We start from the raw sequence: 23,384 nt of genomic DNA on the forward strand, positions 1-23,384 counted from the left end.
AAAGGTTTATCGAATGGAAACGGCCGTTCCCGGCGCGACGCGATCAAACAGATCAATAATGTCTTCATTGCGCATCCGCACACAGCCGTGGGACAGCGGCACTCCCATCGGCTCACTGTCCGGCGTGCCGTGAATGTATATGAAGCGACGGAAAGTATCGACACCCGGCCCCCGGTTTTCGCCCCACTGGCGGCCGCACAACCAGAGAATCCGGCTCAGGATCCAGTCGCGGTCAGGGTGCTGACGGGCAAGTTCGGAGCTGTAGATTTCTCCGGTGGGGCGCCGTGCCCGGAATACGGTTCCAACGGGAAGTCCTGCCCCGATACAGGCCCGGACATAGTGCTCTCCCCGGGGCGTACAGCCACTGCCATCGCTCTCTCCCGGCCCGTTCAACGCGGTGGAAACCGGATAGGAAGCAACAAGCTCTCCGCCTGCGGTTTCAAGCCGCAGGCGCTGGAGGCTCAGATCTATATCAATGCGGACTGATGCAGGATGCGTCAAAACCGGCCAGGCTCCCTTGGGGTAAAGGAGGAAGCCTAACCGAGAGAGTGGAACTCAGGCAACCGAGACCTTGCTGCCAACCGGTGGAACCAGCATGGCATCTTCCGCCTGCATGCCGGCGGCCAGGAAGGGGACCAATCGCGCGGCAATTTCCTGAACTGTGGTTTCCACACCCAACTTGTTCTGAAGGATGTCTCTCAATGCATCGCTGCTGGACATGGTGAAGGCTGTTGCTCCCAACATGAACTGGATGCGCCAGTATCTATCCACCGACGACAGCTGGGGAGTCGCTTCCTTGAGCAACCGCATGAAACGGCTGAAGGGCTCGCTGTATTCCTGTTCCAGGAACTTGCGCAAATGCCCCTGGGACTGGGTGTAGGCAAGCCCAAGCAAGCGCATGAAGATCGAGATGCCCTTCTCGTTGCGTTGAGGCATGCGCACCGCACTTTCGGTAAGCGCCCAGAGCGTCTGATTCAGCGTTGGCGGTTTGCCGTCACAGCGTTCCTCAAGCTCATCAAAGGCGTTCTCCAGGGTTGCAGAAAACGGCGTCAGAAAGCGTGCGAAAACGGCGTGAATCAGGGCGTTCTTTGAACCAAAGTGGTAATTGACAGCGGCCAGATTTACTTTAGCCTTACTGGTAATCATTCGGAGCGAGGTTTCCGAAAAACCCCGGTCGGCGAACAGCTCTTCGGCTGCATCGAGAATCCGGTCAACGGTATCAGACTGCGCCATTTTGTTATCAATGCCTCTAGCAAACGTCTGTTTGAAACATACGTTTGAAGCGCATCCGTGTCAAGTTCTGGGCTCAGGCTCTGCCGCCACTTCCTCCCAACCCCGGTCAATTGCTTCCTGGTTACCCTCGAAAAAGGCCTTCTGGACGCGGCTGTACGCCTTCTCTGCTTCCAGCAGATAGATCAGGTACAGACGCACATGCTCCCTGCGCGTCAACTGCCGGGACAGAACCCGGCTCTCGGACAACTTCAGGAGATGACTGAACCGGGTATTCTTCAGCGCAGGATTAAAATCTGCCATCCGGGCGCATTGCCAGATCAGGCCGTCCGAGCCTTCAAGGTGGGCAACGTGCTGCCGCGCTTCACGGATCATCCTCTGGCGGGTCATGATCAGGTCAAGATAGGAAGGTTTGGTGGTATAGATTCTGCGTACCGCCGGTATTCCCAGCAACAGAATGATCACGAAGGCGCCGAAGCCGCCGCCTGCAATCCAGGCAGGGACAAACCCGGTCAGCCCGCTCAGAAAGATGGCTGCGGCAATCAAGGCGCTGAACAACCACAGATCCCGCCCACGACGGGCTTCAGCCAACGTAAAGTTATCCGGCCAACCGTTCATGGCCAGCAGATCAAAATCCATCAGCAGAACCCGATCACATTGCCGCAGCATCAGCCGGAGCTTGCGCTGCCGGGATTCTGCCATCACTCTCTCGGCCCCGCTGCTACCTGCCTCCCGGGATTCCTGACCAGCTGACGCGTTATCGGGCTCTGAACCGGTGTCCGGGCCCTGCTCGGACGGTGCACCTTTGTCAGCCTGACTGTCGGATACTGGAGCCGAAGGCTGGGCATCCGCCGTTCTGGGGGCCGGCACAGGATCGGCCGCCCGCCCCGGCCTCAACACCGGCGCCTGCACCGGCTCATTCGCCTGGGTGGCAGCCTTACTCTGATTTTCAGCCATGGCAGATTGTCCGGATTAAAGGGTTTAAACAGGTATCGACCGTCACATCGGATACTTGAATTCCCTGCCCCGATCTTGGCATTCGCCAGTCCGGTCGCTATCCTTGGCGCACCTGCCAGAAAGGCATCCGAACACCACACTTTACGAGGTCAGGATTATGTTCACAGGCATTGTCCAGGGCATTGCAACCATCGACGACGTCAAGGCCGAGCCCGGACTGAGCACGTTTGCTATCCGGCTGCCCGCAGACAAGGCTAGCGGCGTGTCGATTGGCGCATCGGTGGCAATCAACGGCACCTGCCTGACCGTGACACGCCAGGAAGACAGCGTGCTTTACTTCGATGCCATGCAGGAAACCCTGAGACTGACTACCCTGGGGGATCTGAAAACCGGAGACGAGGTGAATTTCGAACGGGCCGCCCGTATCGGCGATGAGATTGGCGGTCACCTGCTGTCAGGACATATTCATACAACCGCCCGGATTGTCGAAATCCTGAGACCGGAAAACAACGTCACCCTGTGGTTCGAAGTTCCCGACGAGTGGACACGCTACATCTTTCCCAAAGGCTACATTGCCATCAATGGCGCCAGCCTGACCATCGGTGAAGTGCGGGGCAACCGGTTCAACATCCACCTGATTCCGGAAACTCTGAGGGCCACAACCTTCGGCACCTGTGAAGAGGGTCAACGGGTTAACATCGAAATAGATAGCCAGACCCAGACCATCGTGGACACCCTGGCCCGACTGGGATACGACCGCCCGGCCCCGACGCTCTGACTCATATGGCATTTCAGCGGTTGCCGGCCCGGAACACCACGAATTTGGGGCTGGCATCCAGCTGTTCTACCTGCGAAAAATACCGCCGCAGGCTTCGGTGATAACCCAGGTGGCGATTACCAACCATGAGCAAGTGCCCTCCTGGCTTCAGGTGCTTCGAGGCCTGCTCAAACAACCGCAGGGCAATATGATCACCGACCACGCCGCCCTCGTGGAACGGTGGATTCAGAAGGATCAGCTCGAAAGCGCCCGCACCGATATCAATGCCATCGCAGTGGGAAAAGAACGCGCTGGCCTCCGGGAAAGCCTTTTCGACATTATGTCGGGCACTGAGCACAGCGTGGCTTGAAACGTCACTGAAACCCAACTGCACATCCCCTCTCTCCGCGAGCGCCGTCAAGCCCAGCACGCCGTTGCCACAGGCCAAATCCATCACAGAGCTCCCAGCCTGCAAGGGGGATACCTCTCTCGCCACGTGGGGAAGGAGCAAGCGGCTACCGATATCCAACTTTTCCCTGGCGAACACCGCTGGCAATGCCTGGACTGCCAGCTCCCCGTTCCTGCCGGATAGTGCATACCCCTTCCAGCATCCCGGCCAGCCCGCCAGACTCTCAGTACCTTTCCGACACCGAATGACCCGAGCCTTTTTTCGTGCGGGAAGCACCTGTTCCGTCTGCACCGCTTCGCCAAATACCTCGACACTTTTGGACGGCAAATGCTTGATCATCCCGCCTGCCAGCAAGACACTGGAATCAGTTATCACGCCATTGAGCCAGCGCAGCAACCAGGCCAGATAGTCAGCCTGGCGCGGTATCCGCAACACCACCAGATCGAATGGGCCCGCAGGCGGATCGATCCAGCTATAAACCTGCTCTGCTGAAGAAAACGCGGGATTCAATGCAGCATTGCTTACCAGTGCGGCGGGCAGCACAGCACTATCGGCAACAACGATGGGCGACAGTCGCGAAAGCCCCAACGCAAGGGCCCCGAACTGATCGTCCACCACCAGGACCCGGGGCTCTTCTATACCCGCCGCAACGTCAAGAGCCTGTTCCAGCAAAAGCTCGTCAGCAGCATCCCACGCTCTCAGCGTCGGATCATCGGTCCCCGGGCGGGCCAGAATCAGCCTGCCTTCGGAAAAAACGAGTTCTGCAGTTGTCATTTCAGGCATCCTGGAGGCTTTTTGTCACAAAAGCGCCATTCTAGGCTGTTTATTCTAGAAATTAATCCTAACGTTGGAGGTGTTCACGCTGAACATCCCTTTTCCGGTTGGCTCCGTTGTTCTGGACGCAAACCTTTTGCCCCTCACCCCAGGGGCTTTTTTCGTTCAGGAACGCCGAAAAGCGCGATAAACCGAAAACCTGCGGTCTTCTCTCAGGCGCTCAACCGGGCCGATGCAGCGCTTCATCAATGGCTCATAGGGCAGAAAGCTGTTCGCGACCAGACGCACCTCACCACCCGGCGCCAGATGTCGCCCAACTTCCCGGAGAAAGCGCTCGGTCATCGACATGTCCGTTCTGACACCGGTATGAAAGGGGGGATTACTCAGAATAACGGGCCAGGTGCCCTCAACTGCGGAGAGACCATCCGAGGCCAGGATGCGTCCGGAAACGCCATTGCGCTCATAGGTAGCCCGGGCACAGATGACTGCCTGGGACTGAACGTCGATCCCGTCGACTGTGACCCGAGGTTGGTTCTGCTGCTCGTGCCAGCGGTGCAACCAGGCGCCAAGGACTCCGGCGCCACAGGCAAAATCCAGCACAGGGCCAGACCGCAATGGATTTTCGTCCAGCGTCTCCAGCAGCATGCGAGTACCCTCGTCCAGCTCGCCGAGGCTGAAAATGCCCGGCAGTCCCGCGACTTCCAGATGCACCGCTTTGCAGTCAATGCCGGTCCAGCTCATCCATTGCTCAAGCGAGAATTCAGGCAGTGGTTCGATCTGATCAGCACACCAGACCTGGCAGTGTCTTGCGCTATCGACCTTAGTAGCCCCAGGTGCCACAGCCTTGAGCTGTTTGACGGCGCCGGCAATCCCTTCTTTTTTTTCACCAACAAGCACCAGCCGCGCGCCCGCCGCCGCCAGCCAGCGCGCCAGGGCAAGACGTAGATCAAGTTCGGCCCGGGCCTTGGGCAGGAATACAACCAGGGTGTCGAAAGCGCCGGCTGCCAGTGCCGGATCATCGTAGCCGAAACAGATCTGCCAGCCCGCTTGCCCGGCGAGCGAGGCACAGACCCCGGCATGCTCGCTCATGGCCATGCCACCGGCAGGCAGGTCGGCCAGCAGCCCGGTGGCGGCCATGCCCAACAGGGCAACCCGCCCCTGCAACAGTTGGCGGTTTCGCAATAAGGCTTCATGGGAATTGGGCAATGACATTGATTAGCTGGTCCCGCGTGGTTGGTTCGCAAGCGGGATACTCTAACCGGAATGAGCCCTCGCGTCTCCCCTGCAAGGCAGAGGCTGGAGGGCTTTCAGAGGGTAACTACCACGGCAAACTCGGTCACTTGTAGCGGGCAACGGTGCCAACCCGCAAGGCATCTTCAGGGGACATACCCCAGTCTTCGGACTGGCTGGCATCAGAAGGTTTCCGCCCCCGCCCCTGTTGCTCCGCGCCGGCCGAGATGTCTTTACGCTGGCTCAGTACTGTCAGGGCTTTTTGCATCAGTTCTTTCATGGTCTACCTCCTCGCTTACTGCAGGATCCACTTTAGCAAAGCGGGAGGTGACCAACTGTGATGACGCCGAGGGTCAGGAAGTGACGCTCATCACGAATTTTTGACGCAATTTTACATTCTTTATTGGACGACTTTCTGACGCCCCGACCTTACCGGCCTTTGCACCAATTCGTCGATACTGTTCTGCCGGACCCGCTCACGATCCTCCTCGCTGGCGACCGATAGTCCCATATCCCGGAGAATCCCGTCGGCAACGTCATAAACAAAACCATGGACCGTTAGTGGCTGGCCCCGCCTCCAGGCTTCCTGAACAATGTTGTTCTGGCACACATGCCCTACCTGCTCAACGACGTTGAGCTCGCAAAGCCGATCCACCCGGTCCTGCACGTTAGGCAGATTATCCAGGACCTGCTGATGACGGTCACGGACATCCTGAACATGACGAAGCCAGTTGCTGATCAGCCCGAACCCTTCATTGAGCAAGGCCGCTCTTACACCGCCACAACCGTAGTGCCCAACCACCAGGATGTGCTTCACCTTCAACACTTCGATAGCGAATTGCAGCACCGACAGACAGTTAAAATCCGTATGGACAACCACGTTGGCCACATTTCGGTGTACAAACAGCTCCCCCGGCAGAAGATCGACGATCTGGTTGGCCGGCACGCGACTGTCCGCACAGCCTATCCACAGGTATTCCGGTGCCTGCTGGTTCGACAGGCGGTGAAAAAACTGGGGATCCTGGGCCTTGATGCCATCCGCCCAGGCCCGGTTTTTTTCAAGAAGATGGTCAAGCTGACCCATTATCCCACTCCATTTGATGGTTCCCGATCAGCGATTGAACGGGAATGCGGGTTTCAACGCAATACTCAGTTGGTCTCAACCTCTGCCTCAGCGTGCGGCTGATGCATTGTGCTCTGGGCCAGATCCAGCAATTCTCGCAATGCCACCGAGAACATGGCGTATTCCGGCTCTCGCACACCCTTGAGTTCGGACAGCATGGACTTCCAGCGCTCAATCATCTGCTGATGACGCGAGAGCCAGTTCTCAACAGAGGCAGGGACGTCCTCCGGCTTTTCCGCGAGCTTCAGAACCCCGGTGGTCAGCGCGCGCTGCTGCCAGTCGAGGTCCTCACGGAAACTCTCCCTGGCCAGTGCCTGCCAGTGGGAAGCCGGTTTGAGCGCAGCAATGGCGTTGGCAAACCAGTTCAGGTCCAGACGATCACCCAGCTCATAGTAGAGGTTGGCAACGGTTTTCAGCGGCATGCCAGAGGCTTCGTGGGCCTCAATAATGCCCAGGGACGAATACAGGTGTCCTGTACCCGAGACCACGGATGCCAGCTCCGAAGGCAGACCGGCATCTACTAGAGCCTGATGCCGTTTCTCCCAGTTGGTCCTGGCCTGATCACCCAGGTACTCAGGCAGCCCCGCAGTAATCGCCCAGACGCTGTCGGCAAAACGCTCCATATGGTGCTGGATGCTGAGCTCCGCTCGACGGTTGCGCAGCAGCCACCGCACCGAACGACGCATCAGACGCATCAGATCCTGCATCAGTTCCATCTGCAGCTGGGCCGGCACATGAAAATCCAGGGCCTCAATCCTGTCCCACCAGTTATCGATGCGGAACACATCCCGGGCAATGATCCAGGCCAGGGCAATGGAAGCCGCATCGGCGCCGGTAGACTGATTCAGACGCTCCACAAAGGTAATCCCCATGTGGTTGACCATGTCGTTGGCAATCTGGGTCGCGATGATTTCACGGCGCAGTTGATGCTCTCCCAGCTCCTTCGAGAATTTCTGGGTCAGATCCCTCGGGAACACCTTGTACATCTCGCCAGCCAGCAGCGGATCGTCAGGCAGAGTGCTGTCGATCAGGGTCTGCTTCAGATCGCCTTTCACATAGGAAATCAGAACCGACAGTTCCGGCCGGGTCAGCCCCTTCTTGTCGAGCTTGCGCTCGGACAGGGTTTCATCATCCGGCAGGAATTCCAGGGTGCGGTTCAGTTTGCCCTCGCCCTCGAAGGTGTTCATCAGCCGGCGATATTCCTCCAGCCGCGTCGCGGCATCCTCACTGGCAATACTGATCGCCTGGGTCTGCCGGTAGTTGTTCTTCAGCACCAGCTCTGCGACATCGTCGGTCATCTCCTCAAGCATGACGTTGCGCTGCTTGTTGGTGAGATCGCCCATGGCCACGGCCCGGTTGAGCAGGATCTTCATGTTGACCTCATGGTCAGAACAATCGACGCCACCGGAATTATCGATGAAGTCGGTGTTCAGACGCCCGCCCCGCAGGGCAAATTCAATCCGGCCAAGCTGTGTCAGGCCCAGGTTGCCACCCTCGCCGACCACCTTGCAGCGCAACTCCGAACCATTGATCCGCAGCCCGTCGTTGGCCTTGTCACCCACGTCACCGTGAGACTCGCTGGCGCCTTTCACATATGTGCCGATACCACCCACCCAGAGCAGGTCGACCTGGGCTTTGAGGATGTGCGAGATCAGCATGTTTGGTGGCACCCGATCCGATTTGATACCCAGCAGTTTCTTCATTTCCGGACTGACGGGGATCGATTTCGAATTCCGGCTGAATACCCCGCCGCCCTTCGATATCAGCTTGCTGTCGTAATCGGTCCAGGCGGATCGTGGAAGCCCGAACAGGCGCTTGCGCTCCTTGAAACTTTTCTCCGGATCCGGCGAGGGGTCAATGAAAATATGCACGTGGTTGAAGGCCGCAACCAGCTTGGTCTTCTCCGAGCACAGCATGCCGTTGCCGAACACGTCGCCGCCCATATCACCAATGCCGATGGCGGTAAATTCATCGAGCGCAGGGTTGATGCCCATCTCCCGGAAGTGGCGCTCCACCGATACCCACGCGCCCCGGGCGGTAATGCCCATTTTCTTGTGATCGTAACCATTGCTGCCACCGGAGGCGAAGGCATCGCCCATCCAGAAGCCGTATTCCGCGGCCAGTCCGTTGGCAATATCCGAGAAGGTGGCGGTGCCTTTGTCAGCGGCCACAACCAGATAATGGTCATCTTCGTCGTGGCGAATAACCCGTTCAGGGGCCACGATTCCCGAATCCACCAGGTTATCGGTAATATCGAGCAACCCTCGAATGAACGTTTTGTAGGCCTCGATGCCCTCAGCCTGGAACGCTTCCCGGTCTGACGGGTCCGGCAGGCGCTTGGCCACGAAACCTCCCTTGGCACCAACCGGCACGATGACCGCATTCTTGACCTGCTGGGCTTTGACCAGGCCCAGAATCTCGGTGCGGTAGTCCTCGAACCGGTCTGACCAGCGCAGGCCGCCCCGGGCGACCTTGCCACCCCGCAGGTGCACACCCTCAACACGCGGCGAATACACGAAGATCTCGAACATCGGCATGGGCAGAGGCATGTCCGGAATGCGGGACGGATCGAACTTCACACTGATGTAGGGTTTGGGGCCACCTGCCTCGTCCAACTGGTAGTAGTTGGTGCGCAGGGTGGCCTGCATCAGCTCCAGGTAGAGCCGAAGCACCCGGTCCTCACTGAGATTCTCAACGTTCTCGAGACCGGCATTGAATTCGATTTCCAGTTTCTGCTGGGCCGCCTGGCTCTTGCCGGGACTCTGGTAGCGCTCCGGATTGAAGCGGATTTCGAAAAACTCCAGCAACAGGCGGGTCAACTCAACATGGTTGACCAGCGTGTTGGAAATAAACGTCTGACTGTTGGAGAACCGAATCTGACGCATGTAGCGGGCATAGGTCCTCAGCAGCGCAATTTCCCGCCAGCTCATGTAAGAGGAGAGCAACATCCTGTTGAAGGCGTCGTTCTCCGCTTCGCCGTGCCAGACCCGACGGAACAGCTCCTCAAATATTGGCCGGATGCGGTGGATATCGACAACACTGCCGGTGTGGGCCTGGAGCGTGAAATCGTGGATCCAGACGGTTTTGTTGTGCCTGTCGGTCACCTCGAAGGGGTGTTCACCAATCACCCGGAAGCCCAGGTTATCGAATATCGGCATCACATCCGACAGGGGCAGCGGCTCGTCGGGATAGAAGAGTTTGAAATGCAGCGTGCTTTCATCCTCCTCCAGGGCCCGGTAGAAGCTCATGGCCAGATCGTGATTGTTGGCCGATGCCGCAATGTGGTCCAGATCGATGGCCGCCCGCCTGGGCGAGAACATGTCGGTGTAACTGGCCGGGAATCCACCCGCCCACAGCCGGTACAGCTCATTACCCTGCTCTTCGCCATAAGCCTCGCTCAGGGCTTCGGAAAGTCCGTCGCGCCAGGACTGCGCAAGCTCAATAACCTTCTCGCGAATCTCGGCTGTGGGCAATTGGCGGTTTTCAACCTGGGGGACCCGGATGGTGAACTGGACCCGCGCCAGTACCGACTCGGAAAAGTGCGTTACGAACTCCACGTCCTCGGCTTCCAGCCGGTCTACCAGCACCTGCTCTACCTTGAGTCGCAACTCGGTGTTGTAGATGTCCCGCGGAAAGAACGCCAGGCAGGTAACAAACTGGCCGTACACATCCTCCCGCATGAACAGCTCGATCCGGCGGCGCTCCTGGATGTACAGAATGCTTTTCGCCACCTTGAGTAGTTCTTCCGGTTCAATCTGGAACAGCTCGTCGCGGGGATACACCGTGAGAATCTGTTCGAGCTCCTTGCCGGCGTAATCGTCACGAAGGAACCCGGACCGCTTCATGACACTCTGGAACTTGCGACGCAGCAAGGGAATCTCGTCGGGCCGCTCGTTGTAGACCCGGGCGGTGTAAAGGCCGAGAAAACGGCGTTCACCGACCACCTCGCCCTTGTTGTTGAATTTCTTGACGGCAATGTAGTCCGGGTACGCAGGCCGGTGGACCCGCGAACGCTGGGCCGACTTGGCGAAGATAAAAATATCGTCGCTTCGGGTCATTTCATGGCGGGTGCGCTGGGGCAGTTCATTCAGGCGGACCCGGTCCGGGCGCTCGTTATTGACGCGGAGAATACCCAGTTCCGAGTTCTCGACCCGGCGAACCACCATTCCGCTTTTGTCCTTGGCGAAGTCGTACTCGTCATAACCAAGGAAGGTAAAATGATCCCGGGCCAGCCATTCGAGAAATGCCCGGGCTTCCTCTTTCTGTTCGTCATTGATGCCCGCCGTGGTGCTGTCCAGCTCGCCCAGGATCTCGTTTACCTTTTCGGTAACGACCGGGAAGTCGCTGACGGCAATCCGAACCTCATGGAGGACATTCTGTAGCGTGTCCTCCAGGTCTCGGAGATCTTCGGGATCACTGTGTCTGTCGATCTCAAGGACAATAAACGCTTCGTAGTCCGAGCCGGAGGCCTTCTTCTTGGTGGTGTGCAGTTTCTTCAGCTTCCCATCGCTCTGTCTTTCCACTTGCAAAATCGAGTGCTGGATGGAGTGGGTACCAATCTCCCGCTGGTTTATGGCGATACGAAGGGAATCGATCAGAAACGGGATGTTCGGGTGCAGAATAAAAACAACGGTGTGCGTCGACTGCCAGCCGTCACTCTCCAGATCGGGGTTGAATACGGCAACCGGCGTTTCCTCGGCAGACCGCTTCTGGAGAAACTGCCACGCGGCAAGAACTGCCCCATAGGTGTCGCCAAATCGTCGACTGACCAGTTCTTCAAGTGGGATATGCGCATAATGCTGCTTGGCAAATTCGCTGATTTTCTTGGCTTCGGTTTTAGAAATCTTCTTTGCGAAAGCGTCAGCCAACTGTTCAAAGAATTGATCCTTGCTGGCCACTGTCAGCGCATTCATGGTCGACCTCAGTTAGTGTGAAATAAACGTAATCGGCGTATCGTCACATAAGCATAGTCAAACCCTTGATTTTTGCCGGCCAGACGCCAAAACTTCGGCAACTACCTACGCACGATACGGGTTTCTCCGGAAAATCTTCAGATACAGAGAGCAGTCATTTCCAATGTCGCTACAGCATACGTTCGGTGAGTTACGGGAACAGTTAGCCAAACGGATAATCGGACAGGAAAAACTGGTGGATCGTCTGCTGATCGCGCTGCTTGCCGACGGCCACCTGCTGGTCGAAGGCGCACCGGGTCTGGCAAAAACCACCGCCATCAAAGCCCTTGCCGACCACCTGGACGGTGATTTTCACAGAATCCAGTTTACCCCGGACCTGCTGCCTTCCGACGTCACTGGCAGCGAGATTTACCGCCCGGAGACGGGGCAGTTCGAATTCCAGCGCGGCCCCATATTCCATAACCTCGTGCTTGCCGATGAAATTAACCGGGCACCCGCCAAGGTCCAGTCCGCCCTTCTGGAAGCCATGGGCGAGCGACAGATCAGCGTGGGAATGCGCACCTTTCCGCTGGACCGGCTGTTTCTGGTCATGGCCACCCAGAACCCCATCGAACAGGAAGGCACCTACCCGCTGCCCGAAGCCCAACTGGACCGGTTCCTGATGCATGTGGTCATCCATTACCCGTCGGCGGAGGCTGAAAAGGCCATTCTGCAACTGGCAAGGAACGATTATCGGCATGGCCTGCCCAAGACAGATCTGCGCCTGACGGCAGATCAGGTGTTCGAAGCCCGGGCGGACGTCGCCAACATCTACATGGCAGAGCCTGTTGAGCAATACCTGCTGGCGCTGGTGCTGGCCACCCGTGATCCGGCCGCCCTGGACCCGGAACTGGCCCGCTGGACCGCCTTCGGCGCCAGCCCCCGTGGCACCATTGCCCTGGATCGTTGTGCCCGGGCACTGGCCTGGCTTGACGGCCGCGACTACGTCACCGCGGATGATGTACGTGCCATGGCCTTCGACGTGCTCCGACACCGCATCCTGCTGACGTTTGAGGCAGAGGCCGAAGGCATGACCGCCGATACCGTCATCGAGCGGCTGATCGAACGTGTTCCGGTGAGCGCCTGAAGCCATCGACGGAAGCAATACACGGGAGCCGTCAGGCATGGGCAACAGCGAAGCCATTACCCACATCAGCCTACCGGATCTGATCCGCTTGCAGGCGGACGCCCGGGCATTGAAGCTGCCCTCCGCCCGTCCAGTGCGCTCCCGCCAGGCCGGTTTGCAACGCTCGCCCCAGCGCGGCCGCGGCATGGCGTTTGCGGAAGTCCGGCTGTACCAGCCCGGAGATGACATCCGCAGCATCGACTGGCGGGTCACCGCCCGCCGCCAGGAGCCACACACAAAGCTCTATGAGGAGGAGCGGGAAAGACCCGTGCTGCTCCTGTGCGATCTCGGCCCCAGCCTTTTTTTTGCCAGCACCGGCGCCTTTAAACAGGTCCGCTGTGCCCAGATCGCTGCCATTCTGGCCTGGCTTGCGCTGTGGTCGGGAGACCAGGTGGGAGGCATCGTATTCAATGATGAGACCCTGAGTGTTCTTCGCCCTGCCCGTCGTAAAAAATCGGTGCTGCGGTTGCTGGACACGCTGGACGAACAGCAACGACGGGACAACCAAGCGCCGGCACAGGACGAGCAACCCGCCCAGTGCAGGCTGGACATGGCACTTACCGAGGCCCGCCGGGTCGCCCACACCGGCAGCCGGATTTTCGTGATCAGTGATTTTCTGGATATTTCTGCAGAAACAGGCACGCTGCTCGGGGCCCTGGCCCGCCACAATTCAGTCAGCGCCCTGAGAATCGTCGACCCACTCGAAAAGGAGCTGCCAAAAAGTGGACGCTTCGCGGTTGCTGGCCCGGACGGTCCCGTGTGGTTCGACGCCGGAAACCCCCGGTTCCAGCGCGCCTGGCATGAGAAAGTCACCAACCACGAACACCGGTTGGAAGACTGTTTCCGAACCTCCGGGGTCACCATGGCAGAGGTGTCCACGGCGGAAGATCCGGCGGCGACCCTGAAACTACTGCTTGGGCCGGGAGGGCGCATCGGATGAACCCGCAGGATCCGCTCAGCCAGCTCCGGGACATACACCTGCCCGAGACTGGTGGTTTCTGGCCACCCGCTCCTGGCTGGTGGATGCTGGCCGTCCTGGTCATTGCGGCACTTGCAGCGCTGATCTGGCTAATCCTGAAGCGACGGAAACGAAACCGGTGGCTGCGATCCGCCCGCGCCCAGCTGGCGAGACTGGAAGGTTCAGCCAGCTCCGACCCCGCGTGGTTTGCGCAATTGAATACCCTGCTCAAACAAGCCGCCCGGGAGCGCTACCCTGACCAGCATCCGGAAGCGCTGACTGGTGATGCCTGGGTGAACTTCCTTCTGTCTACCGCCCCAAGGGACCGGGTTGCCTCCAGGCCGGTTGCAGAGGCACTGGTGCAGAGTGCCTGGCGGCCGACGGTTTCGGCGGAACCCGCGGAGGTACTGGCGTTCGCCCGGTTGTGGCTGGGAGGTCAGAAATGCTGACGCTTGCCTGGCCCTGGCTACTGCTTCTCGTACTGTTACCGCTGATCGTCAAATGGCGGAAGCCTGGGGGGCAGTCGGTGGATGCGCCGGTGCTGCCGGTCGGTCACTGGCTGTCGGACTTGCCCGGTGTCAGTCGTCGCGGCAATGCCGTTCCACTGTGGCAGCAGCTGTTACTATTCCTAATGTGGACGCTTCTGGTGATTGCCCTGGCACGCCCCCAACACGTGGGCGAGCAGGTGCAAATGCCGGTTTCCGGCCGGGATCTGATGCTGGTTGTCGACATCTCCCCCAGCATGGACGAGCAGGATATGGTCCTTCAGGGCCGGAGCATCAATCGCCTGCAGGCGGTCAAGCGGGTGCTTGATGACTTCATTTCCCGCCGCCAGGGCGACCGGCTCGGTCTGATCCTGTTCGGCACTGAGCCCTATGTTCAGGCCCCACTGACCTTCGATCTTGAAACCGTCAGGACCCTGATGCGGGAGGCGGGTCTTGGCATGGCCGGGCGCGCCACTGCCATTGGCGACGCGGTGGGTCTGGCGACCAAGCGACTGAGAGACAGGCCCCAGGACCAGCGCGTTGTAGTCCTGCTGACCGATGGCGCCAACACGGCCGGGGAAATCACTCCGGACAAGGCCACCGAAATCGCCGCCGCTGCCAGTATTCGGCTTTACACCATCGGCATTGGGGCCGAATCCATGGTTCAGCGGGGCTTGCTGGGCTCACGGAGGGTGAACCCGTCCAGGGACCTGGATGAAAACCTGCTGACCCGGATGGCCCAGCAAACCGGCGGAGAGTATTTCCGCGCGCGAAGCCTTCCGGAGCTGGAACTGATTTATGAGAGCATCGACCAACTGGAACCGATCGAGCTGGAGGGAAAGTTCTATCGGCCTGTGACCGAGCTTTATGTCTGGCCCGCCGGCCTGGCGGTCCTGCTGTGGCTGGCCCTGTTCCTTGTTCGCCACGGGCATGAGTTGTTTGCTGACTCCCGGCGCAACAGGAAGGAGGATGAAGCGAATGTGGGCTGACTTTCACTTTCTGCGGCCGTTCTGGCTCTTGCTGCTTCTGCTGCTGCCGATCCTGTACCTGGCGTTCCGGCAAATGCGCCTGGGCGACAGCGGCTGGTCCCGGCTTATTCCGGCCCGCTTGCTGTCGCCGCTGATTCGTCACAACGGCAGCTCGGGGAAAACGGCAAAGTCGCCTCTGGCCCCGGCCACCGCTGCCCTTGTCATCCTGTCCCTGGCTCTGGCCGGCCCCGCCTGGCGGGAGGCACCCACCCCGCTGAAACAGCCGGGCGACAGCCTTGTGATTGCTCTGGACCTTTCCCTGTCCATGCTGGCCACAGACGTTGAACCTGATCGCCTGACGCGGGCCAAACGGAAAATCCGGGATATCCTTGCGCTGCGGGAAGGCAGCCTGACCGGTCTGCTTGTCTTTTCCGGCGACGCCCACGTGGTCACACCGCTCACCGATGATGGCCGCACGATTGAGGGCATGCTCAATGTGCTGGACCCGGTCATCATGCCGGCCACAGGCAACCGGGCCGACCTGGCGGTTGCCCGGGCAAAAGAGTTGTTGCAGCAGGGGGCCCCGGGCGAGGGCCGGATCCTGCTGATCACTGACAACATCAACGATCGCTATACCGGGACGATCCGGGACACGCTTTCCGGGACCGGTTACGCCCTCAACACTCTCGTTGTCGGCACCGAGGAAGGTGGCCCCATTCCCCTGGCCCGGCGGGGATTTATCCGTGAAAACGACGACATCGTGATCAGTCGGGCCACTCCGCAAGCACTATCGCAACTCGCGGACAGCACCGGCGGCCGAAGCCACGAGCTGACCCTGGACGATACCGATATTCACTCCCTGAACCTGAGCCCGAAGGATAGTGACGACTGGCAGGAATCAGAGGAGGGCCTGACGGTCAGTCGCTGGCAGGACGACGGCTACTGGCTGCTCTGGCTAGCCCTTCCCCTGGTTCTGCTTGGCTGGCGCCGCGGAGCATTCAGTGCCCTCGCACTGATCCTCCTGCCGGTCTGGCCACAGCCCGCTGCTGCCATAAGCTGGGATGAGCTCTGGCAACGGGAGGACCAGAGAGCTCCCGAACTGATCGAGAAAAGTCCTGAGGCGGCTGCCCGGCAGATGGAAGACCCGGAATGGCGTGGGTCTGCACTGTATCGTTCCGGGCAATTCGAGGGCGCCGCCCAGGCATTCGCCCGGTCGCAGGGCCCACGTGCCAGTTACAATCGTGGCAACGCACTGGCCCGTGCCGGCAAACTACAGGAGGCTTTGGCCGCCTACGATGCCGCCCTGGAGCAAGCACCCGACATGGAGGATGCCCGACACAATCGCAAGATTGTCGAAGAGCTGCTGAATCAACAGCAGCAGGATCAGGAAGGCGGCCAGCAGGGCTCGTCTGACTCCTCCAGCAACGAGGAAAACCAGGGCAATCAGCAACAGAGCCGCCAGAACCAGGAAGGCAACGGTGAAAGCGAATCTTCCAGCGGTTCGGGAAACAATCAGCAGGATCCCCGGAACAGCCAGACCGCGTCCGGCAACGAGGATTCAGCAAACAATCAGGGCGATGAGCAGAATCAGCAAGAGCCAGGTGAGCAAGGCAATCCCGAGCAGGCATCCGGCGAGGGGGAATCTCCCGCAGGCCAGGCACAGGCGCCCGCCCCTATTTCCGAAACGCCGCTGACCCAGAGCCAGGAACAATGGCTCAGACGGGTACCTGATAACCCGGGCGGCTTGCTGCAGCGCAAATTCCTGCAGCAGTATCAACAACGCCAGACTCCATCCGATGAGGGCGATACACCATGGTAAAACGGCTGATTACACCCGCCGTCTGTCAATTTCTTTTAGCCATGCTTCTGACGGCAATCTGGCTGCCGGCCCAGGCACAGTCACAGCAGCTGACGGTCGAACCCGACCGTACTCGCCTCTACGAAGGCGAGGTGCTGACATTGACTGTGAAGGGTAGCATGGAGATCGATATCAACCTGGGCAACCTGTTTGACTTTGACATGTCCAGCCTGCCCAAGCCGGATATCGAGAAAGTGGAGCCGGATTTTGAAATCCTGGCCCAGAACCAGCAATACAGCATCCGCACCGTGAACAGTCAGATGGTGGGCGAGATTACCTGGACCTACCAGCTTGCACCGAAGAGCACCGGCGAGCTGACCATCCCGTCGCTCACCTTTAAAGAGGCAGTATCAGCACCGGTTACCATAGAGGTGGTGGATGGCTCACCACCGGATCAGGCCAGTCCCGGCCGGGACAGCTTTATCGAGTTGTCTACCGACAAAGATGAAGTGTATGTCCAGGAGCAGTTGATCCTGACGGTCCGGCTTTTCTTCCGGGGTAACCTGATTCGCGGAGAGCTCTCCGAGCCCACCCATCCCCATGTCATTATCGAATCCCTGGGCAGGCAACAGGAATTCTCCCGCTATCGCGACGGAGTCCGATACCGTGTTGTGGAACGCCGGTATGCGATCTTCCCCCAGCGTGCGGGTACCCTGAAACTGCCGGCGATCCGTTTCGAGGGCCAGGCCAGGGACGCTTCCGGCAACCTTCGTTTTCTGCGGGACAGCGAGGAGCTGTTTGAAGTTCCGGTGAAGGATGTGCCTGCACAATTCAGTGGCGAAACCTGGCTGCCGGCAACCGGCGTAGCGCTTGAGGAATCCGGGCTTCCGCCATCGCTGGAGGTGGCCACCGGTGAAAACATGACCCGCGAAATCAAGCTGACGGCAGCGGGCCTTCCCGGGGAGGCACTACCACCGCTACCCGATGCGGTACCGAACGGTTTAAGAAGTTACCCCGAAGAGCCGGAGCGACAGACCGAGACCACACCCGCTGGCCTCACATCCTCACTGACCCAGTCTGTGGCCCTGGTACCCGTGGAGCCCGGCCAGATGACCCTGCCAGCCATACGCATTGTCTGGTGGGACACGGAAGCCGATCAGGAGCGGGTAGCCACGATTCCACAGAAAACACTGACAGTGACAGACCCGACTACCGCTGCCGCGACTCCATCCCCGCAAAACGATCAGGGCAATGCAGGCCCGGAACCGGATGTCAGCAGCACGGAATCTACGGCTAGCCCTGCATCCGACCGAACCCGGCTGTGGCAATGGCTCGCCCTGCTGCTGGGAATACTCTGGGCAGGCACGCTAGTGGCATGGTGGTGGTCAGGAAAAAACCGGAAAAGCACGCCAGCACAAACTGACAACCGGGACGAAGATGCCGCGTTCGACCGTCTGATCAGGGCGGCGAGGGACGGCGCCGCGGTAACACCGGAACTGGTCGTGGAATGGGCCAATCTCCACGTGCCCGGCCACGGCTTCCGCTCGGCGTCTGACGTTGTCAATCATTTCGATGACGAGACGCTGGCAGCAGAGCTCAGAAGGCTTCAGGCCCGGCTTTTTGCCCCCGGCCACGAGAACGACAGCTGGGACGGCCGACCACTGGCGCGGGCCCTTGAACAGGTCCGGAGGCACCGGCGGACGGAAACCAGCGCCGATCTGCCTCCGCTCTACCCCAAAGGCCTGTCCTGAGGATCAGTCGATAAGCTGCTGATCAATCACAACGGCGACCGGCGCGTCCTGACCTTCATTGACCGCGATGGGCAGGTCGGTGCTGCCCTGCCAGTCACCCGCCTGGGCGCTGACACTGCCGGAACGACTGAGACGGGCCGTCACGACAACCTCATCAACACTGGAAATGGTAGCCTGGGGTGACATCGCGTAGCGGTCGTCCAGACGGATTTCCACCGGCAGTTGCTCGGCCGTAAGCCGCGCCACGGCGAGTGGTGGACCCTGCCGGACATTGGCCTCGCGGGCGAACAGGAATAGCGTCGTATCAGCGGGCACCTGATCGCGCAGGTCCTCGGCAAGCGTCACACGAACGGTGACTCCGGCTCCGGATGCTTCGGCTTCCGCCACCGATGCCGGAGGCTCCTCCCCGAGACGCGTGTAAGCTTCGCGAATCCCCTCGCGAATGGAGCCAATCTGCGGGTGATCCGGAGCAACCGTTTCGATTCGCTCCCAGTATTCGATGGCTTCACGGTAGTTCTGCTGGCTGAAAGCGTTGATGCCCAGCAACCCCAGGGCGTTCACCTCATCCGGATTCAGCTGGCGGGCCTGTTCAATAGCTGCGGTTACCTCCTGTGTCATGGCACCCTGGCTACCGAAGAACAACGCCTGCGCAGACAGACCATAGGCGACGGCTTCTGCCCTGTCATCGTCATTCACGCTGTCCGCCAGCTGGCGGAATGCCCAGGCCGCATCGTCGTATTGTTCCAGGCGCATGTAGGTGCGACCCAGCATTGCCCAGCCCTCCGGATTATCCGGGCTGGCTTCCAGCCGTTCCCGAAGCTGGCCCGAAAGTTCAATCATCTGGGCCTGTCTCGATCCGTCAGTAGCACCCATTTCCTGCATGGTGATGAACTGCTCGACCCGGTCCATCGCGCCCCAACGCTCATACAGGTATACGGTAGCCGCCGGGATCAGGAGAATCGACACCAGTGCCACTGCCATGGCACTCCTGCGACCACTGATCACCGGCCTGACCTGTTCCTGCTCCGGCACATCGTCCAGCATGCTTCCAGCGAGCTCTTCCTTGAGCTGGCGATAATTCTCGTCGTCCAGAATACCGGCCTCGTATTCGCTATCGAGCTCCTTCATCCTGGAGCGATAGGCCATCAGATTCTGGTTTTTCAGGTCCGTCTGCTTTCTCGCGCCCAGCCGGTGAAAAAAGACCGGGTACAACACAAACGAAAGGGCAAGAATGATCAGTACCGTTGCGGCAATCCAGAAAGTGTCAGTCATGGAGTTTCAGTCACAGGTTCAGAATTTAGAATGAGGTAGCAACCAAGGCATCCCGGGCAGGGCCAGCTTCAGGACGGTTTGTCCTGGTCTGCCAGCATTTTGTTGACCCGGGCCTGCTCTTCGGCACTCAACGCCGGGCTTTCCGGCCCTGCCCGCCGGGAGCGGATGACCACACCGGCCACCACCAGAAGCCCACCCAAGACCGCAATGGCTGGTGTCGCCCATAGCAGAAAGGTCCGGCTGTCCAGCTCGGGTTTGTAGCGAACGAACTCACCAAACCTGCCAACCAGGGATTCAACAATCTCCTCGTTACTGGCACCGTCTTTCATCATCCGGTAGACCGCATCCCGCATATCCTTGGAGATCGGCGCGTTGGAATCGGCGATGTTCTGGTTCTGGCATTTCGGGCAGCGCAGTTCTTCGATCAGGTTCTGGTAGCGTTGCTCCTGGGCCCGATCCGAAAAATCGTAAACATCGGCTACCTCGGCCGCAGCGCCTCCGGAAAGCAAGAGCACCAACAGGAAATTAACGATCCGTAGCATCAGCCGTTCCCCTGAACATCGTTGATCACGGGCAGCAACGTCTGTTCCCAGACCGTCTCATTGACCACACCCACGTGGCGATAGCGAACCACGCCACCGGCATCAATTACGAAGGTTTCCGGCGCACCGTACACACCCAGATCAAATCCGAGGGTGCCGCGGGGGTCATAGATGATTTTCCGGTACGGGTCGCCCAGACGGTCGAGCCAGACCAGGGCATCGTCGCGGTTGTCCTTGTAGTTCAGGCCGATGATGTTGACGCCTTTCTCCTCGGCCAGCCACATCAGGTCGTCGTGCTCATCCTTGCAGGCTGGGCACCAGGTACCCCAGACATTCAACAGCGAAACCTGGCCCCGGAACAGGCTCTGGTCCAGCATGGCATCCGGGTTATGCAGATCCCGCAGGCTGAACTCAGGAACCGGTTTGCCGACCAGGACCGATTCAAGCTTGGTTGGATCCTTGCCGATGCCCGCGAACAACACTACGCCGACAACAAGGGCGACCAGTAACGGCAGAAAAAGCAGGAACCGCTTCATGAGGTCGCTCCGGCGGACGTCGCAGGGCCGGGCTCAGGAGAGGCTGTACCGGCCTGCGCCTTTTTGTCAGCTCCCTCCCGGATTCGATAGCGGCGATCGGCAATCGCCAGGAAGCCGCCAGCCGCCATAAAGAGCGAGCCCAGCCAGAGCCAGCGAACCAGTGGTTTGTACTGCAGCCGGATGGCCCAGGCCTCGTCGGTGATGCGTTCACCAATGGCCACGAAGATATCCCGGAACAAACCGGCGTCGATGTCCGCCTCGGTCATGACGCTCATACCAACGGAGTACTGGCGTTTCTCGGGATGAAGCACGGATACACGCTCACCATCCAACATGACATCGAAAGTGCCATATTGAGCCGTAAAATTGGGACCCTGGCGGGCACCGATATCCCTGAACACAAATTGATAATCGCCGACGGTCGCGACATCGCCGGGTACCATACGTACGTCACGCTCGATGCCGTAGTTGGAAACCACCGTAGCCCCAGCCATGGTAATTGCCAGCCCCAGATGCCCGAGCACCATGCCATAATAGCTGCGGGACTGCCGCTTGAGGCCGTGAAGGCGACCTTTCCGGGAAGAAGACTTGTCCCACAGATCCCAGAACGTGGCAACGGTTACCCACAGGGCGGAGAAAATGCCCAGGAACGCCCAGGGCTTGAAGCCCCCGTAGCCAATCAGAACCGCCGTGGTACCCACAATGCTGATTGCCAGGGGCCACAGAAGCTTTCGCGCCAGCCAGCCGCCATCGGTTTTCTTCCAGCGGGAGAAGATACCGGCGCCCAATAACAGGCCTGTTGCCACCGCCAGGGGGCTGAACGTCAGGTTGAAGAAGGGCTCGCCAATCGACAGTTTGCCGAGTTCCAGGTAATCAAGCACCAACGGATACAGCGTGCCGACTGCCACAAGAAGCGTGGCGGACACCAGCAACACGTTGTTGAGCAGCAGGAACACTTCCCGAGACAAAGAGCCATACCGGGAGCGGACATGCACCACCGGCGCCCTGAACGCATACAGTGCCAGACTGGCGATCACTGTGACCGCCAACAGGCCCAACAGGAAAGTGCCCCGCTCCGGATCAGATGCGAAGGCGTGAACCGAAGTCAGTACGCCAGAACGGACCAGGAAGGTACCCAGCAGGCTGAGTGCGAAGGTGACAATGGCCAGCAGCACGGTCCAGCTCTTGAACACACCGCGCTTTTCGGTGACAGCCAGCGAATGCATCAGGGCCGTCCCGGAAAGCCAGGGTAACAATGAGGCATTCTCAACCGGGTCCCAGAACCACCAGCCACCCCAGCCAAGTTCGTAGTAGGCCCACCAGCTTCCCAGGGCGATACCAAGGGAGAGAAACGCCCAGGCAACTGTGGTCCAGGGCCGCGACCAACGTGCCCAGGCGGCATCGAGACGGCCGTTAATGAGAGCGGCAATGGCAAAGGCAAAGGCCACCGCAAACCCGACGTAGCCCATGTAAAGCATGGGCGGATGGACGATCAGTCCGAAATCCTGGAGCAAGGGGTTCAGATCCGTGCCATCGGCAGGCACATTGGGCAGCAGACGGTCAAAGGGATTGGAGGTGATAACGATAAACAGCAGGAAGCCGACACAGACCATGCCCAGCACCGAGAGCACCTGGGAAATCATCACCGCCGGCAGGCGACGGCTGAAGATAGCCACCGCCAGAGTCCAGCCCGCCAGCATCAAAATCCAGAGCAGCAGTGAGCCCTCGTGCCCGCCCCATACAGCGCTGAACTTGTAATACCAGGGCAACAGACTGTTGCTGTTATTGGCCACATAGGCCACTGAAAAGTCATCAGTCACAAACGCATGGGTCAGGACGGCAAAGGCAAGCCCCACAAACACAAACATGCCGGATGCCAGGGGCCTGGCAAAGGCCTGAAGATTGTCCCTGCCGGTCAGGGAACCGGCCAGGGGGACTAAGGAAAGGAGCACTGCCAACAACAGCGCGAGAATCAGTGCAAGCTGTCCGAGTTCGGGATACATCAAAGGCCTCCAGAAACCAGGCTGTCAGATAAATTGATTAGTAGGACACGGTTTCCGCACTACCACTGGCTTTGTGCTGGCCCTTGGAGGCCTTCTCCAGTGCGTCGGCGACTTCCGGCGGCATATAGTTTTCATCGTGCTTGGCAAGCACCTGATCGGCCACAAAGCGACCGTTTTCATCCAGCCGGCCCATGGCAACCACGCCCTGACCCTCGGCAAACAGATCCGGAAGGATACCGGTGTACTGGACCGGCACAGATGCGTTGAAGTCGGTCACCTTGAACTCAACCTTCAGGCTGTCCGGATCACGCCGAACCGAACCCTCCTCGACCATGCCACCGGCCCGGATTCTGACATCGACCGGAGCTTCACCGGCAGAAATCTGAGTGGGGTCGTAAAACAGGTTGATATTCTGTCGCAGCGCGTAGGTGGTCAAACCCACGGCAATGCCCAGTCCCACCAACAGGAACAGGACAATGGTCAGCCGCTTTTTTCGGATTGGATGCATCAGTC

The 23,384-nt window shown here is 59.5% G+C and carries 20 protein-coding genes; 7 read left to right on the plus strand and 13 right to left on the minus strand.

Annotation, left to right across the window (positions count from 1 at the left end):
• Positions 1-6: 6 nt before the first annotated feature.
• The 3 genes from WA411_RS08540 to WA411_RS08550 form a co-directional block, all read right to left on the minus strand.
• Positions 7-471, minus strand: a complete 465-nt coding sequence (locus tag WA411_RS08540; protein WP_370686080.1) for a L,D-transpeptidase family protein — start codon at positions 469-471, stop codon at positions 7-9.
• A gap of 84 nt (positions 472-555) precedes the next feature.
• The gene (locus tag WA411_RS08545) at positions 556-1,233 is read right to left on the minus strand and encodes a TetR/AcrR family transcriptional regulator (protein WP_069183234.1); all 678 of its coding nucleotides are present in this window, start codon (positions 1,231-1,233) and stop codon (positions 556-558) included.
• 60 nt (positions 1,234-1,293) lie between these two features.
• Positions 1,294-2,187: a hypothetical protein gene (locus WA411_RS08550; RefSeq protein WP_222464836.1), complete on the minus strand. Its 894-nt coding sequence runs from the start codon at positions 2,185-2,187 to the stop codon at positions 1,294-1,296.
• 157 nt (positions 2,188-2,344) lie between these two features.
• Here WA411_RS08550 and WA411_RS08555 point away from each other — a divergent pair, with 157 nt between their 5' ends.
• Entirely contained in the window at positions 2,345-2,965 is a 621-nt protein-coding gene (locus WA411_RS08555) for a riboflavin synthase subunit alpha (RefSeq protein ID WP_291906837.1), read from the plus strand.
• A 13-nt stretch (positions 2,966-2,978) separates the two neighbouring features.
• On the opposite strand, the gene WA411_RS08560 is transcribed toward WA411_RS08555, so the two are convergent.
• The 5 genes from WA411_RS08560 to WA411_RS08580 form a co-directional block, all read right to left on the minus strand.
• Positions 2,979-4,127, minus strand: a complete 1,149-nt coding sequence (locus tag WA411_RS08560) for a class I SAM-dependent methyltransferase (protein WP_291906835.1) — start codon at positions 4,125-4,127, stop codon at positions 2,979-2,981.
• Positions 4,128-4,292: 165 nt separating this feature from the next.
• The gene (locus WA411_RS08565) at positions 4,293-5,339 is read right to left on the minus strand and encodes a class I SAM-dependent methyltransferase (protein ID WP_291906832.1); all 1,047 of its coding nucleotides are present in this window, start codon (positions 5,337-5,339) and stop codon (positions 4,293-4,295) included.
• Positions 5,340-5,463: 124 nt separating this feature from the next.
• Positions 5,464-5,637 carry a hypothetical protein gene (locus WA411_RS08570; protein ID WP_167352692.1) on the minus strand — a complete coding sequence of 58 codons (174 nt, stop codon included), beginning with the start codon at positions 5,635-5,637 and terminating at the stop codon, positions 5,464-5,466.
• 120 nt (positions 5,638-5,757) lie between these two features.
• Positions 5,758-6,441, minus strand: a complete 684-nt coding sequence (can, locus tag WA411_RS08575) for a carbonate dehydratase (protein ID WP_069183229.1) — start codon at positions 6,439-6,441, stop codon at positions 5,758-5,760.
• 65 nt (positions 6,442-6,506) lie between these two features.
• Entirely contained in the window at positions 6,507-11,393 is a 4,887-nt protein-coding gene (locus tag WA411_RS08580; RefSeq protein ID WP_222464839.1) for an NAD-glutamate dehydrogenase, read from the minus strand.
• A 163-nt stretch (positions 11,394-11,556) separates the two neighbouring features.
• On the opposite strand from WA411_RS08580, the gene WA411_RS08585 reads away from it, so the two are divergent.
• The 6 genes from WA411_RS08585 to WA411_RS08610 are packed head-to-tail and all read left to right on the plus strand — an operon-like array spanning position 11,557 to position 18,518.
• Positions 11,557-12,519 (plus strand): AAA family ATPase, encoded by a 963-nt coding sequence (locus WA411_RS08585; protein ID WP_291906825.1) that lies wholly within the window; start codon positions 11,557-11,559, stop codon positions 12,517-12,519.
• A gap of 37 nt (positions 12,520-12,556) precedes the next feature.
• A complete protein-coding gene (locus tag WA411_RS08590) occupies positions 12,557-13,498 on the plus strand; it encodes a DUF58 domain-containing protein (protein ID WP_069183226.1) in 942 nt (313 codons plus the stop codon).
• The gene (locus tag WA411_RS08595) at positions 13,495-13,965 is read left to right on the plus strand and encodes a DUF4381 domain-containing protein (RefSeq protein ID WP_291906821.1); all 471 of its coding nucleotides are present in this window, start codon (positions 13,495-13,497) and stop codon (positions 13,963-13,965) included. The genes WA411_RS08590 and WA411_RS08595 overlap by 4 nt, the downstream gene beginning before the upstream one ends.
• Positions 13,959-14,990, plus strand: a complete 1,032-nt coding sequence (locus WA411_RS08600) for a vWA domain-containing protein (RefSeq protein ID WP_291906818.1) — start codon at positions 13,959-13,961, stop codon at positions 14,988-14,990. Before WA411_RS08595 ends, WA411_RS08600 begins: the two co-directional genes overlap by 7 nt.
• A complete protein-coding gene (locus WA411_RS08605; protein ID WP_291907386.1) occupies positions 14,980-16,788 on the plus strand; it encodes a VWA domain-containing protein in 1,809 nt (602 codons plus the stop codon). Before WA411_RS08600 ends, WA411_RS08605 begins: the two co-directional genes overlap by 11 nt.
• Entirely contained in the window at positions 16,782-18,518 is a 1,737-nt protein-coding gene (locus WA411_RS08610) for a BatD family protein (protein ID WP_291906815.1), read from the plus strand. The genes WA411_RS08605 and WA411_RS08610 overlap by 7 nt, the downstream gene beginning before the upstream one ends.
• A 3-nt stretch (positions 18,519-18,521) precedes the next feature.
• Here the strand turns inward: WA411_RS08610 and ccmI are convergent, their stop codons facing one another.
• The 5 genes from ccmI to ccmE all read right to left on the minus strand — a co-directional run bounded on the left by ccmI (position 18,522) and on the right by ccmE (position 23,379).
• Positions 18,522-19,790 carry a c-type cytochrome biogenesis protein CcmI gene (gene ccmI / locus WA411_RS08615; protein WP_069183221.1) on the minus strand — a complete coding sequence of 423 codons (1,269 nt, stop codon included), beginning with the start codon at positions 19,788-19,790 and terminating at the stop codon, positions 18,522-18,524.
• Positions 19,791-19,858: 68 nt separating this feature from the next.
• A complete protein-coding gene (locus tag WA411_RS08620; protein WP_209396889.1) occupies positions 19,859-20,332 on the minus strand; it encodes a cytochrome c-type biogenesis protein in 474 nt (157 codons plus the stop codon).
• Positions 20,332-20,868: a DsbE family thiol:disulfide interchange protein gene (locus WA411_RS08625; RefSeq protein ID WP_291906810.1), complete on the minus strand. Its 537-nt coding sequence runs from the start codon at positions 20,866-20,868 to the stop codon at positions 20,332-20,334. Before WA411_RS08625 ends, WA411_RS08620 begins: the two co-directional genes overlap by 1 nt.
• Positions 20,865-22,871, minus strand: a complete 2,007-nt coding sequence (locus WA411_RS08630; RefSeq protein WP_291906807.1) for a heme lyase CcmF/NrfE family subunit — start codon at positions 22,869-22,871, stop codon at positions 20,865-20,867. Before WA411_RS08630 ends, WA411_RS08625 begins: the two co-directional genes overlap by 4 nt.
• 37 nt (positions 22,872-22,908) lie before the next feature.
• Positions 22,909-23,379, minus strand: coding sequence for a cytochrome c maturation protein CcmE (ccmE, locus tag WA411_RS08635; RefSeq protein WP_136629808.1), 471 nt, complete (start codon positions 23,377-23,379; stop codon positions 22,909-22,911).
• Positions 23,380-23,384: the final 5 nt, after the last annotated feature.

Source organism: Marinobacter sp. CH_CUG1437-1, from assembly GCF_037029655.1.
GTDB lineage: Bacteria > Pseudomonadota > Gammaproteobacteria > Pseudomonadales > Oleiphilaceae > Marinobacter > Marinobacter salsuginis.